11 protein-coding genes are annotated in these 13,278 nt (G+C 46.2%); 6 read left to right on the top strand and 5 right to left on the bottom strand.

What is annotated here, in order from left to right; all coding sequences use genetic code 11:
• Positions 1–1,209 precede the first annotated feature (1,209 nt).
• The 4 genes from HMPREF2955_RS05230 to HMPREF2955_RS05215 all read left to right on the top strand — a co-directional run bounded on the left by HMPREF2955_RS05230 (position 1,210) and on the right by HMPREF2955_RS05215 (position 5,291).
• On the top strand, positions 1,210–2,046 hold the full coding sequence (locus tag HMPREF2955_RS05230; protein WP_070721611.1) for a prephenate dehydratase: 837 nt from the start codon (positions 1,210–1,212) through the stop codon (positions 2,044–2,046).
• Positions 2,027–3,217, top strand: coding sequence for a pyridoxal phosphate-dependent aminotransferase (locus HMPREF2955_RS05225; protein WP_070721608.1), 1,191 nt, complete (start codon positions 2,027–2,029; stop codon positions 3,215–3,217). Before HMPREF2955_RS05230 ends, HMPREF2955_RS05225 begins: the two co-directional genes overlap by 20 nt.
• Before the next feature lie 219 nt (positions 3,218–3,436).
• Positions 3,437–4,501: a bifunctional 3-deoxy-7-phosphoheptulonate synthase/chorismate mutase type II gene (locus HMPREF2955_RS05220; protein WP_070721606.1), complete on the top strand. Its 1,065-nt coding sequence runs from the start codon at positions 3,437–3,439 to the stop codon at positions 4,499–4,501.
• A 4-nt stretch (positions 4,502–4,505) separates the two neighbouring features.
• Positions 4,506–5,291: a prephenate dehydrogenase/arogenate dehydrogenase family protein gene (locus HMPREF2955_RS05215; protein WP_070721603.1), complete on the top strand. Its 786-nt coding sequence runs from the start codon at positions 4,506–4,508 to the stop codon at positions 5,289–5,291.
• A 201-nt stretch (positions 5,292–5,492) separates the two neighbouring features.
• On the opposite strand, the gene HMPREF2955_RS05210 is transcribed toward HMPREF2955_RS05215, so the two are convergent.
• From HMPREF2955_RS05210 to uxaC, 3 genes are all read right to left on the bottom strand, one after another.
• On the bottom strand, positions 5,493–6,311 hold the full coding sequence (locus HMPREF2955_RS05210) for a carboxylesterase family protein (RefSeq protein ID WP_070721600.1): 819 nt from the start codon (positions 6,309–6,311) through the stop codon (positions 5,493–5,495).
• A gap of 144 nt (positions 6,312–6,455) precedes the next feature.
• Positions 6,456–7,181 carry a hypothetical protein gene (locus HMPREF2955_RS05205; RefSeq protein WP_070721625.1) on the bottom strand — a complete coding sequence of 242 codons (726 nt, stop codon included), beginning with the start codon at positions 7,179–7,181 and terminating at the stop codon, positions 6,456–6,458.
• Between the two features lie 214 nt (positions 7,182–7,395).
• On the bottom strand, positions 7,396–8,793 hold the full coding sequence (gene uxaC / locus HMPREF2955_RS05200) for a glucuronate isomerase (RefSeq protein WP_070721598.1): 1,398 nt from the start codon (positions 8,791–8,793) through the stop codon (positions 7,396–7,398).
• A 223-nt stretch (positions 8,794–9,016) separates the two neighbouring features.
• Here uxaC and HMPREF2955_RS05195 point away from each other — a divergent pair, with 223 nt between their 5' ends.
• On the top strand, positions 9,017–10,066 hold the full coding sequence (locus tag HMPREF2955_RS05195; RefSeq protein ID WP_070721596.1) for a type I asparaginase: 1,050 nt from the start codon (positions 9,017–9,019) through the stop codon (positions 10,064–10,066).
• Positions 10,067–10,101: 35 nt separating this feature from the next.
• On the opposite strand, the gene HMPREF2955_RS16165 is transcribed toward HMPREF2955_RS05195, so the two are convergent.
• Positions 10,102–10,257 carry a hypothetical protein gene (locus HMPREF2955_RS16165; RefSeq protein WP_009229992.1) on the bottom strand — a complete coding sequence of 52 codons (156 nt, stop codon included), beginning with the start codon at positions 10,255–10,257 and terminating at the stop codon, positions 10,102–10,104.
• A gap of 4 nt (positions 10,258–10,261) precedes the next feature.
• Positions 10,262–11,164 (bottom strand): RluA family pseudouridine synthase, encoded by a 903-nt coding sequence (locus HMPREF2955_RS05190; protein WP_009229991.1) that lies wholly within the window; start codon positions 11,162–11,164, stop codon positions 10,262–10,264.
• Positions 11,165–11,592: 428 nt separating this feature from the next.
• On the opposite strand from HMPREF2955_RS05190, the gene HMPREF2955_RS05185 reads away from it, so the two are divergent.
• The gene (locus HMPREF2955_RS05185; protein WP_070721594.1) at positions 11,593–12,807 is read left to right on the top strand and encodes an L-serine ammonia-lyase; all 1,215 of its coding nucleotides are present in this window, start codon (positions 11,593–11,595) and stop codon (positions 12,805–12,807) included.
• Positions 12,808–13,278: the final 471 nt, after the last annotated feature.

The raw sequence follows: 13,278 nt of genomic DNA, 5'->3' as shown, positions 1-13,278 counted from the left end.
CCGCAAATAGCCCCAAATGTGGTGCAAATGGCGGTTTCTTAAAATAAATATTCATTTTGTTGCATTCACAAGCTAATCCCTTTTTGCATCAAAACCGACCTTCGCGAGAATCGATTTTTTGCGGCAAGGTGAGCGATTGGTGGATAAAAAGGCACTCATAGTGTTAAAAAAATCGTTGAAAAGATTACAATGGCTGGCGAGTTAACGAGTGGATTGGTGAACAAGTTGACGAGTGAACAAGTTGACGAGTTAACCAGTTGACGAGTGGACGAATGGACAAGTTAACGAGTGGATAGGTGAATGAGTTAATCGTTCTTTTCTCGTTTCTCTAAAAGTGTGTTTTCTCGCCATGACAATGTCCGGGCAAGCTCGACACTGTTCATTTGGCTTAACGAAAACGTTTATCTTTCGTGTTTTGGCATAAATACGCCATGTTGACATAAGAACATAAGAAACATAAAGAATTGCTCTTTACTTTTTCCTCACTATGTGCCACTGTAAAGATGCTTTCAACTTGTAAAGAATGTATTGGAATAACTCCCACCAGGTTACCTTTTTGAGACATAGCTCTGCTTTGCCACATGCGAATGGGGCAGAATTTCAAACTTCATCATATCTTTGTCCCACACTCCGTACATGAGCGGGGCGTTTATCTTGGTTTAACAGCACAAAGGCATAAACTCCTCTCAATCTGTAGAAAGATTAAAAGTCAAGACGACTTCGTTGTTGGAAAAGATGATGGGTTTATCTGTTTATGAGTTCATGGGTTTGTTACTTCATAGGCTTGTGGGGGAGTGTGAGTTGGCAAGTTGGCCTATTAAAAAAGAGATGTCCGAAAGAATTATTAGTATAATTTGAAGTGGTTATTAGCATAAGGAAATAGGGGAGATAATATCTGGCAGCATGGCTAACAATGAGATGGATGATAGTGAAAGCCAGTCTTAAAGGTAAATAAAAAACGCTAGACGGCACTAAAAAAGTGATGATTTTCTTGGTAAATAAGAATTAAAGTAATACTTTTGCAGAAATAAACAATGAAATAAGGCAATATGTTGAGCTTTAACGCATACTTCTTTTACTTTTACTTTACAGGCAAAATGTAAAGCGGGAAGATGCGTGCCAACATTAACAAGAATATAGCAAGTAGATAATAACAGTCACATCCCGCTTCAATCAATTGAGGCGGGATGTTTTTTTATTGTAACAGATATGAAGAGAATCGCCATACAGGGCATCGCTGGCTCGTTCCACGACATCGCCGCACACCAATATTTCGCCACTGAACAGGTGCAAGGCATATATTGTAACACCTTTGAAGAGGTGTTTAAGCAGATTGCCAACGACCCAACGGTCATTGGAATGGTGGCTATCGAGAACACCATTGCAGGCTCGTTGCTGCATAACTACGAGTTGTTACGCGCATCGGGCACCACCATCGTGGGCGAACATAAGCTGCACATCGAGCATTCCATTTGTTGTCTGCCCGAAGACGATTGGCATTCGCTGAGCGAAGTGCATTCGCACCCCGTGGCTTTGATGCAATGTAGGGAGTTTTTGGCACGACATCCCAAGCTTAAAGCAGTGGAGGCGGAAGACACAGCAGGTTCGGCCGAACTTATTGCACGAACAAAACAGCGCGGTTGGGCTGCTATCTGTAATGCCTCGGCAGCCAAATTGTATGGATTGAAAGTACTTGAAGACCACATTGAAGACAATAAGCACAACTTTACGCGTTTTCTTGTGGTGTGCCATCCGCAACGTGCAGGCAGTCTTCGACCCTGGGAACATGCCAATAAAGCCAGCCTGGTGTTCTCGCTCCCGCACGAAGAGGGCAGCTTGTCGAAGGTGCTAACCATCCTTTCGTTCTATAACATCAACCTCACCAAAATACAATCGTTGCCCGTTATCGGCCACGAATGGGAGTATTTGTTCTATGTTGACGTTACGTTCGACAACGTAACGCGTTATCACCAAAGTATAGATGCCATTGTTCCGCTTACCAAAAGGCTTAAAATTTTAGGAGAATATGAAGATGGGAAACAATAAAACGCTTGACATAAAGCCTGCACAAAGGCTCGACATGGTGCAAGAATACTATTTTAGCCGTAAGCTGAAAGAGGTGGCACAGCTGGTGGCCAAGGGAAACGACATTATTAGTTTGGCTATTGGCTCGCCCGACTTGCCTCCTTCTGCCAATACCATCGCCCGACTATGTGAGGTGGCGCAACGAGAAGATGCACACGGATATCAACCCACAAAGGGTACGCCCGAATTGCTTAAAGCTATGGCTGCATATTATGGTAGATGGTATGGTGTGGAGGTTGACCCACAAAACGAGGTGCTGCCGCTTATCGGGAGTAAGGAGGGCATATTGCATGTTACTCTGGCTTTTGCCAATGTAGGCGACCAAGTGTTGGTGCCTAATCCTGGTTATCCCACCTATACTTCGCTCAGTAAGTTGCTTGGCGTGGAGGTTCTGAACTATAATCTGCGCGAAGAAAACCAATGGCAACCCGACTTCGACGAGTTGGAAAGTATGGATTTAAGTCGTGTTAAGTTGTTATGGACCAATTATCCGCACATGCCTACCGGTGGAAAGCCCATGATGAAGACTTACGAAAGGCTGGTTGACTTCGCCCGAAAGCACAACATCGTGGTGGTGAACGACAATCCTTACTCGCTTATCTTGAACAGCAAACCGATGTCCATATTGCAAGTAGACGGCGCGAAAGACTGCTGCATCGAACTAAACTCGCTTAGCAAGAGCCACAACATGCCAGGGTGGCGCGTGGGAATGTGTGTTAGCAACGCCACATGGGTGCAATGGATTCTTAAGGTGAAAAGCAACATAGACAGCGGAACGTTTCGCGGCATTCAACTTGCAGCTGCCGAGGCACTGACAGGAAACGATGCGAGGTGGCACACCATATATAATAAGGAGGTTTACTTGCACCGAAGAACCATTGCCGAGAAGATAATGAAGGCCTTGCGTTGTACTTTCGACCCACAACAAACGGGGTTGTTTCTTTGGGGACGAATACCCGAAGACATGACCGATGCTGAACAGCTTACCGAGCAACTACTTCACCAGCACGGCGTGTTTGTTGCCCCAGGATTTATCTTTGGTAGCAACGGCAAGCGTTATGTACGCATTTCGCTGTGCGCGAAAGAAGAGCAAATGGAAGAGGCGTTGCAGCGGATTATCGGCAACAAGTAAATTGAGTTTTTAAGTTGATGAGTTCATGAGTTAATGAGTTTTAAGTTCATGAGTTCATGAGTTTTAAGTTCCGAGCTTTCTAGTTCTATCACACGAACCATTGAGGATAAGCCAAAGAACGAATAAATTCAAGACAACTTTAAAGGCCAAACAACTTGCGAACTCAACAACTCATAGACCCATCAACCCCAAATAACAACGATAAAATAGGAAAAAGATATGGAACTAGACTTATTACCCCTTAACTTACCTAGTGACAACGAACGCCCCATCGTGATGGCTGGACCCTGTTCGGCCGAAACCGAAGAGCAAGTAATGCAGGCTGCCAATGCTTTGGCACAGAAAGGATGCCATATTTTTAGGGCAGGCGCATGGAAACCACGCACAAAGCCGGGTGGGTTTGAAGGCAATGGTGAGGCTGCTTTGCCGTGGCTAAAACGTGTAAAGGAGGAAACGGGCATGCTCATTGCCACCGAAGTGGCCACACCCGAACACGTGGAACTGTGCCTTAAACATGGAGTTGACATTCTGTGGATTGGCGCACGCACGTCTGCTAACCCTTTTGCGATGCAGGCTTTGGCCGATAGCTTGCGCGGAATGGATATGCCTGTGCTGGTTAAAAACCCAGTGAACCCCGATTTGGAACTGTGGATTGGCGGTATGGAACGTATCAATCAGGCAGGTATTAAGCGGTTGGCCGCCATACATCGCGGCTTTTCAAGTTACGACAACAAGATGTATCGCAACTCGCCCATGTGGCAAATTCCACTAGAACTGCGCCGTAGAATACCCGCGTTGCCCATCATCTGCGACCCAAGTCACATCGGTGGAAGGCGGGATTTGGTGGCTCCGCTGTGTCAACAAGCTATGGATTTGGGCTTTGATGGACTGATTGTGGAAAGTCACTGCAACCCCGACAAGGCATGGAGCGATGCCAAACAGCAGGTTACTCCTGATGTGTTAGACTATATTTTGTCGCTACTTATCGTGCGCGACAAAAGTCAGATGCAGGAGGGAATTATCCAATTGCGCCAACAAATTGACGACTTAGACAACCAATTGATGGAACTGCTGGCCAAGCGCATGCGTGTTTGCAGGCAGATTGGACAGTATAAGAAGGAACATAACATGACTGTGTTTCAGGCTAGCCGCTATAATGAAATATTAGAGAAACGTGGTGCGCAAGGTGCGTTGTGTGGTATGAGTCCCGAATTTGTGGCAACGGTGTTCGAAAGTGTGCACGAAGAGTCGGTTAGACAACAGATAGAGATTATAAACAAGTAGAAAGATGAAGATATTAATACTGGGCGCAGGCAAGATGGGAAGCTTTTTTACCGACTTGTTGAGCTTTGAACACGAGGTTGCCGTTTACGATCAAGAGCCGCGCAGGATGAGATTTACATATAATTGCGCGCGTTTCACTTCGTTGGAAGAGGTGAAACAGTTTGAACCGCAGTTGCTTATCAACGCTGTAACGATGAAATATACCATCGCAGCGTTTGAGTCGGTGATGCCGTTTCTGCCCCAGCAGTGCATCGTGAGCGACATCGCATCGGTTAAAACGGGCCTGCACGAGTATTACGATGGTTGTAATCATCCCTTTGTTTCGTCGCACCCGATGTTTGGACCAACCTTCGCCAACCTCAATCAGCTGAGCGATGAGAACGCTATTATCATCAGCGAGGGCGACTATATGGGGCGTATCTTCTTTCGCGACTTGTACAGTAGGCTGGGATTGAACATTCATGAGTACACGTTTGAACAGCACGACCGCACTGTGGCCTATTCTTTAAGCATCCCCTTTGTTAGTACTTTTGTGTTTGCAGCGGTGATGAAACCGCAAGATGCACCCGGAACAACTTTCAAACGCCATCTTAACATTGCGCGTGGCGTATTGGGTGAGGACGACTTTCTGTTGCGCGAGATTCTTTTCAACCCTTATACCGCGGAGCAAGTGGGCCACATCCGCGACGAATTAAACAATCTGCTCGACATCATCGACAGGAAAGATGCCGACGGAATGAAGGAGTATCTTGTGAAAATAAGGAAGAACGTGGTTAAAGGGAAGGAGTGAAAAAGGCTACCTTAAAGTGATATAAGGGTGAAAAGTGCTAAAAGGTGCTTTCGCCTTTGATAGTAAAAGAATTGGTTTTTAGAAATACATCTGCCATCCAGTTGCGAGCAATGTATCGGTACAATGCCGCTTGTACTGGTGCATACGTGCGTTGCTGTTCGTTGTTTAAAGGATAAAACCCCTTGATTTTTAGCTACAAAATCAGTCGTTATCATACCACGAAGGCAATCTTTTTAGTTCTTGATAGGTCTGGTTGATGTCTGCACGAGTTATTTCGAAGTGCATGTCTATCGTTCGGGGATTGTCGCGTAGCGAATGCGAAAAGAGCCAATCGTAGGTTTTTTGTAGGTAGAACAATCGTGCCAGCAACCCATGCGAGCCGCCTTGAATCCAATCGTAACGTAAAAGTTTGTCGTTGCCTTGGGCTTTAAGCTTGTTTACCACCACTTCCGACTGTTTCATAGGTACCGCTCTGTCGGCAGTTCCGTGCATTATCCACATCGGAACGTGGCCAATTCCGCTGACATCGTTGCGCGAACAGCCCCCACAAAGAGCCATGGCTGCGGCAATTTTCTCTGGGTATGCGTCCACAAAGTCCATCGTTCCGTAGCCCCCCAAGCTCATACCCAGCACATAGACACGCGTGGTGTCTACCTTATAGTGGGCTTTGGTCCATTCCAAAAGGTCGTTAATTTTCTGCGGACTCCATGCTCCCCCTGGGTTTTGAGGTGCCACAACAAGTGTAGGGATAATCTTTCCACGGTCTATTGCGTCAAGCACTCCATAGCGACGAACGCGTTGCAAGTTGTTTCCACATAGGCTGGCACCATGCAGAAAGATTACCAATGGCAAGGGATGCTGGTCCACTTCGTACTCAGTGGGCGTGTAAACCCAAAAATTATAGCCTTTGGGTATTGCATTTACCTTGGTCACAAAATTGCCTTTGTCGGTTTTCTGAGCTCTTGCAGCAAGACACAAGGCGAAGAAAACCAACAGCATTAACACTTTTCTCATCTTCATTTATTCACTGATACAATCTTATAGCAGCCTGATATACATAACCAAACTATGGCTCGGCCGCGAGTTGTTGCGGCCACCCCACATGCTGAACAAATGGGATATGGCCGCAATATATTTTTGTTTTATTTACTTAAAAGGCTCTCTTTATTCGGGAATCGACAACGGTTCTATGTCGGGTTGGTTAATTCGTGGGTTAACATAAGCCTTCATACGTCCGTTAAGCACCTTGGGATCAAGCAACTTAACGAGCTTTTCCGAACTCTCCACGTTCAAATAGTTAAGCAAACTAACCGCAGCCTCCATGTCGGGATGTGCCTTGGCAAATGCCAAACAGGCGGTTTCTAGTTTCTTATACAAAGCCTCTTCGCGGTCTGAGAACTTCTTCTCCACGTCATCGTTTATCTTTCCAGCCGCCACTAGCTTGTTCCATTCCGCAGTAAAGTCCCTTATCTCCAAGTTGATTGGCTGTACGGCTTGTTCCACCTCGTTAAGTTCGCGATAGAACTTGCTGCCACCAAAGCTCCATCCTTTATTGATGTCGCCTTTTAAAACCATTTCTTCGCCAGGTACGGCCACGCAGTAGAACCCTGCAAGCGTGTCGTATTTGTCGTTAGCCTTATCGCTAACTGTCATCACTGCTGCACTATCTAGGTGCATGGTGAAGTCGAACTCGCCACCTTTGGTACTTATAATGGTGTCGTGAGCAACGGGATCGCCGTTTTCGATAGCCATAATCGAGAATAGCAGCGAGTCTTTTACGCCTTCTAGCTTACCTTTTATGCGCAGGCTTTTGTTGTCGGTTTGGCTGCATTGCACAAAACAAAGTGCGGTTAGGAGCAGCGCCACTAGTGTTTTAAATGTTCTGTTCATGTTGTTAGTCATTTAAAATTAAGTTATTAAATATATGTCAGCAATAGACATGAATGAAGTTAATTAGCTAGTTGGGCTTGTTGTTCTTTTGAGTTTCTGAACTTGTGGGGCTGTTTCATTGTTACAAGCTGGTTGCTTGCGTAATACGGATTTAGCGGGCTTATAAACCTGCATCGCCCGTGTAGCAAGCTTTTCCTTCAAACCATTAAGCCTCTTAGAACCCGAAAAAGCGGTGTGCGTTGTTATAGCAAACGTCTTCGACCAGCGTGCCCAACGAGTCGATGTCGGCAGGAAGAAGCCCCTTTGCCACATCGTTGCCCAAGAGGTTGCAAAGCAAACGCCTGAAATACTCGTGCCGAACAAGCGAGAGCAACGAACGCGACCCCGTAGAAACACCAATGGAACGTCCCAAAAGACCGAAACGCGAGAGGGCGTTTATCTGTTCGTTGATGTCTCCCGGCTGGGCGTTAGACCACCATCCCATGCCGAATTGCAGCTTTCCTGGTATGCCAGCCTCTTGAAAATTGCCCGTCATAGAGCATAGCATGTCGTTGTCGGCGGGGTTCATACAGGTTAATATGGTGCGAGTTAGCTTGCCGCGCGTGTGCAAATCGTCAAGGAAATGGCTCATGGCATGCGCGGTGTAGGGTTCGCCGATCGAGTCGGCACCCACGCCTTGCCCCAGAGTGTCGTACAAAAGCGAATTGTTGTCGAGCAGAATACCATAATGATATTGTTGCGTCCAATTGCTTTCTTGGTTCATTTCGGCCGTACGTTTCAAAAAACAGTGCTTGTATTGGCGCACTTCTCCACGCGAAAGGTCTTGTCCGCGCATGGCCTTTTCAAAGATTATCTCTATTTGCGAGTCGGTATATTCCTCGTCGTAAAACTCTTCCAGTTGGTGGTCGGCCATACAACAGCCGTTTTGCGCAAAGAAATCGTGCCGTCTTTGCAAGGCATCCATCATGCTCTCAAAGGTAGAAATTTCTATGTTTGCCGCCTCGCCCAACTGCTTTACGTAGCCGCGAAACTCTTTCTTCTCGATGTTCATGGCCTTGTCGGGTCGCCAAGTGGGTAACATCTGCATGTCACATCCCTCACGTTTCAGTTTCCGATGGTGGTCAAGGGTGTCTATTGGGTCGTCGATGGTGCAAACGCAAGCTATGCGAAAGCGGCGTAACAGCGACCGCGCGCTAAGTTCTCCGCCTTGCAACTGCTCGTTGCAAGCATCGAATATGCGGCGAGCCGACTGCGCATTCAGTGGCTCGTTAATTCCAAAGACCGACTTCAAGGCCAAGTGCGACCACAGATATAGCGGACTGCGCATGAGGTAAGGCATGGTTTGTGCCCACTTTTCAAAGCGTTGCCAATCGTCGACCTCCGTTCCCGTGCAGTATTTCTCTTCCACGCCATTTGCCCTCATGGCTCTCCAGACGTACGGATTGTTTTCCATCCAGATGCTAGTGATGGTGTCGAAGGTGCGGTTTACGGCCACATCATGCGGCGAAATGTGGCTGTGATAGTCTATCACCGCCACTCGCTGCGCATGTTTGCGATAGAGTTCTTGGGCAAAATCGGTCTCAAGAAGAATATTTTCGTCTATATATAGCATTATAGATAAGTTTCTTTGTCGTGTTGATTACTGCAAAACCGACAGGCACAAGCAGCCTTTCGGCTACACTTTGCAGGCTAGTTGCTGCAAACGGATAACACAATGCCCAAAACAAGGTGTTCTAGACCTTCTGTTTACGCAACGCAAATATACGTTTATTTTTTGATTTACGAAAGATTTGACGTAAATTTGCAGCAAAAATTAAGTTTAAAAAATTGTCGTTATGGCAAGTTTCACATATCAAAGAACCAACAAGGTGCTGCTTATCTACACGGGTGGAACCATCGGAATGGGCAAAAATCCTGCCACGGGTGCCCTCGAACCGCTCGACTTTAACTGCTTGGTAGACAATCTACCTGAATTTAAATACCTTAAAACGGGTATTGAGGTGTATCAGTTTGCCTCGCCCATCGATTCAAGCGACATGTCTCCGCGGCTGTGGGCGCACCTTGTGGGCATCATTGCCGACAACTACGACCGTTACGACGGCTTTGTGATTTTGCACGGAACGGACACAATGGCCTACACGGCATCGGCCTTATCTTTCATGTTGGAGAACCTTACCAAGCCTGTTGTACTAACAGGCAGTCAATTGCCCATTGGCCAATTGCGCACCGACGGCAAAGAAAACCTTGTTACAAGCATCGACCTGGCGGCCTCGCACCACGAAGACGGCACTCCGATGGTACCAGAGGTATGTATCTATTTCAGTGGAAAGCTTTTGCGCGGTAATCGTTCGACCAAACAAAATGCCGAGGGTTTTAATGCCTTCGAATCGTTTAATTATCCTTCGCTTTGCGATGCGGGCATCAACTTTAACTTTCACCAACACGAAATATTAAAGCCCAACTACGAGAAACCAATGGTGCCGCATACCGCACTCGACTCAAACCTTACGATATTGTCTATATTCCCCGGCATACAAGAAAACATCGTTCGCCACATGATAGAGGCCCCCGAACTTCGTAGTATCGTGATGAGAAGTTACGGTAGCGGTAACGCTCCGCAACATCCCTGGTTGATGAAACTGCTAAAAGAGGCCGCCAACCGCGGTGTGGTGGTGGTGAACATCAGCCAATGTATTGCCGGAAGTGTTGAAATGGAACGCTACGACACGGGTTTTCAATTGAAAAACGCAGGTGTTGTGACGGGTTACGACAGCACCGTTGAGGCAGCCTTGGCCAAACTGATGTTTCTGCAAGGCATGTATCGCGACAATGGAATGGTAAGAAAGCTGATGCACAAGAGCATCGCTGGCGAAATATCGGTATAGTTTAAGGCAACGCGTGCCCACTAAGGGCATCGCCGTTATGCGCTGAAATATGTGAAATACAAGTAGGCCAATACCGCTAGCAGCACCGACACTACTACAAAGCGTATTAGGCAACCTGTAACTTTCTTGATAACCACCACGCCTATGATGATGGCCACAAGCACAAAGATAAAATAAGATAAGCTCGACATAAGTTTATTTGAATAATTGTTTAAAGGTTTGGGGTATGGGTGTGTTAAATTCCATCCGTTCGCGTGTTGCGGGATGATAGAAACATAGCATGTAAGCGTGCAGGCATAAGCGGCCAATGGGATTGTCGCCATTGCCATATTTAAGGTCGCCACATACGGGATGACCGATGTCTGCCGAATGTACGCGTATTTGATTCTTACGTCCTGTTTCTAGTTTATATTCAACCAACGAGTGGGTTGTCGTACGTTTCAGCACATGAAAGTGGGTAACGGCATACTTCCCGCCATTATCCACGGGCGAAGAGTAGGTTATATACGAACTGTTGTCTTTCAACCAGCTGCTGATTGTTCCACCTTCGTCTACAATCTCGCCCGACACCACGGCCACATAGCGGCGGTCGTACACCATGTCGTGCCAATTGTGTTCCAATATTTGCTCGGTTTCCATGTCCTTGGCGTAAACCAACAGGCCGCTTGTTTCGCGGTCGAGCCGATGCACCACATGTGCGCGACACTTCTGACCGCTGTTTTCAAAGTAAGTGTCGAGTATGGCTTTAACATTCAACGACGAGTGTCCGGCCGCCATAGACAGCACGCCCACACTCTTGTCCACAACAATGAGGTAGCGGTCTTCGTACACAATCTTGATATAGCGGCTCTTAAACGGAACCGCTTTTTTTGTTCGGCTCACTGTTACCTTCATACCAGGTACAAGCTGATAGTCGAACTGCGTAACGCACTTGCCGTTTACACACACGCCATGTCCACGCAGAATGTCTTTCAGCTTGTTTCGGCTTTTACCTTTGACATTGCGCAGCAGCCAATCTAGCAGCGTGCTTTCTTCGGTCACGTCATAGCGGTCGTAGTCTTGCCCTTTGTTTTTATTGTTCATGTTTTTGCGCCACATAAGTATATATTGTGCAAAGTTACTAAAAAAGGAGCAGACCTTAAAGGCTGGTTCTAAAAAATCCCTTTGAGTGGAATGCCCTTAAGTAATTGCACAAAAATATCCACTATCCTTTACAAATGGCGAACTGCCCACACTCCATTCTTGCAGACAAGCACAACCTTTCAATAAGACAATTAAAGGCCGACCAAGCTGTATAAAGAGTTTGCAACAAACAAAAAAAACAAATGCTTTCTTTGGCTAGACAGCACCTTTTTATTATCTTTGCATGGATAACAAGAGTTGTTCGGAACAATAGCAAATCAAGGAGGTTCGGGGAATTTGAGCAGTAACCAAATCGGAACCCTTTCCTCATTCCAGTTTTATAAGTATAAATAGAATTATAAAGAACCTACTCTTTTACCCCTTCAAAAACATTATCAACAGAAATGAGATCATTAAAAGAATTGTTTAGGATAGGCAAAGGCCCTTCGAGTAGCCATACGATGGGACCACAAAAAGCATCACAGATATTTAAAGAACGCAATCCGCAAGCGGCTAGCTTTGAAGTTACCCTTTATGGTAGCTTGGCTGCAACGGGTAAAGGCCACATGACCGACGCCATAATCGTTGAAACGCTTGAACCCACTGCGCCTGTTGAACTTGTTTGGCAACCTTCGGTGTTCTTGCCCTTCCATCCTAACGGCATGAAGTTCGTTGCAAAAGATGCCAAAGGAAACCCCGTTGACGAGTGGACGGTGTATAGTATTGGCGGAGGTGCGCTCTCTGAGGGAAAGAAAGAGGGCGACTTGTTCGACACGAAGGACATATACGACATGAATACGCTAACGGACATTATGCGATGGTGCGAGAAAAGCGGCAGAAGTTATTGGGAATATGTGGAACAATGCGAAACGGCCGACATCTGGGATTATCTTCACGAGGTGTGGATCGTTATGCAAGCAGCCGTTGAACGCGGACTTAATCGCGAGGGCGTGCTGCCTGGTCCGTTGGGCTTGCCACGTAAGGCGGCTACCTATTACGTAAAGGCCAGCGGGTATAAGCAAACATTGCAAACACGCGGCTTGGTTTATGCCTATGCCTTAGCAGTGAGCGAAGAGAATGCGTCGGGTGGAACCATCGTAACTGCGCCCACTTGTGGTGCTAGTGGCGTTTTGCCTGCCGTTCTTTACCATTTGTCACGGGGGCACAACTTCTCTGAGACGCGTATTCTACATGCTTTGGCCACGGCAGGTCTTTTTGGCAACGTTGTTAAAAAGAATGCCTCTATCTCTGGTGCCGATGTAGGTTGCCAAGGCGAAGTGGGCGTGGCTTGTGCAATGGCTTCTGCGGCATCGTGTCAGCTATTTGGCGGCAGTCCTGCACAGATAGAATATGCTGCGGAAATGGGTTTGGAACACCATTTGGGCATGACTTGCGACCCCGTGTGCGGTTTGGTGCAGATACCTTGCATCGAACGAAACGCCTTTGCAGCCACACGAGCATTGGATTCGAACCTATACTCGGCTTTTTCAGACGGCAGACACCGCGTTTCGTTCGACCGTGTGGTTGAGGTTATGAAACAAACAGGCCACGATATTCCTTCGCTTTATAAGGAAACAAGCGAAGGAGGACTGGCCAAAGACTTTATGATGGGAAGTTGAGGTTGTGAGGTTATAAGTTAGTTTATAAGTTTTTGAGTTTATAAGTTTTTGAGTTTATGAGTTCATGAGTTTATAAGTTCATGAGCTTTTGAGTTAATAAGTTCATTCGTTGAAAAAACTCAAAAACTTATAAACTCAAAAACTCATCAACTCAAATACTTAAATTGTTATCTTTTATTTTACAATATCGCTCTGATTTCCGCTCCGTTCTAGCGAAAATATAGGTTATAAAGTGGGAAAATTGGCACTATTTCTAACCTTTCACGTCTTTTGTTATGTCTATTTTTAAGAATAGGACCTGCATTTTGCACCATTTTGCCTTTCTAGATTGGTCGCCGGCTCATAATTTTTCAAGCCCAATAACCCACTTTTAGACCCTAAAATCCCCTTTTTTAATGACCATTTTGCCCTTTTCAGCCATACTTTTAATGGTTATTAAAGGTTTTATTTATACCATTGCTGTGTATTTTT

It is taken from the genome of Prevotella sp. HMSC073D09 (genome assembly GCF_001814145.1).
Taxonomy (GTDB): domain Bacteria; phylum Bacteroidota; class Bacteroidia; order Bacteroidales; family Bacteroidaceae; genus Prevotella; species Prevotella conceptionensis.
This window is presented reverse-complemented; position numbering and strand designations above follow the sequence as displayed.

Excerpts from the sequence above, each read along its gene's own strand:
- HMPREF2955_RS05230 (WP_070721611.1), top strand. The coding sequence starts at position 1,210 with ATGAAGAGAATCGCCATACAGGGCATCGCTGGCTCGTTCCACGACATC.
- HMPREF2955_RS05225 (WP_070721608.1), top strand. The coding sequence starts at position 2,027 with ATGAAGATGGGAAACAATAAAACGCTTGACATAAAGCCTGCACAAAGG.
- HMPREF2955_RS05220 (WP_070721606.1), top strand. The coding sequence starts at position 3,437 with ATGGAACTAGACTTATTACCCCTTAACTTACCTAGTGACAACGAACGC.
- HMPREF2955_RS05215 (WP_070721603.1), top strand. The coding sequence starts at position 4,506 with ATGAAGATATTAATACTGGGCGCAGGCAAGATGGGAAGCTTTTTTACC.
- HMPREF2955_RS05210 (WP_070721600.1), bottom strand. The coding sequence starts at position 6,311 with ATGAAGATGAGAAAAGTGTTAATGCTGTTGGTTTTCTTCGCCTTGTGT.
- HMPREF2955_RS05205 (WP_070721625.1), bottom strand. The coding sequence starts at position 7,181 with ATGAACAGAACATTTAAAACACTAGTGGCGCTGCTCCTAACCGCACTT.
- uxaC (WP_070721598.1), bottom strand. The coding sequence starts at position 8,793 with ATGCTATATATAGACGAAAATATTCTTCTTGAGACCGATTTTGCCCAA.
- HMPREF2955_RS05195 (WP_070721596.1), top strand. The coding sequence starts at position 9,017 with ATGGCAAGTTTCACATATCAAAGAACCAACAAGGTGCTGCTTATCTAC.
- HMPREF2955_RS16165 (WP_009229992.1), bottom strand. The coding sequence starts at position 10,257 with ATGTCGAGCTTATCTTATTTTATCTTTGTGCTTGTGGCCATCATCATA.
- HMPREF2955_RS05190 (WP_009229991.1), bottom strand. The coding sequence starts at position 11,164 with ATGTGGCGCAAAAACATGAACAATAAAAACAAAGGGCAAGACTACGAC.
- HMPREF2955_RS05185 (WP_070721594.1), top strand. The coding sequence starts at position 11,593 with ATGAGATCATTAAAAGAATTGTTTAGGATAGGCAAAGGCCCTTCGAGT.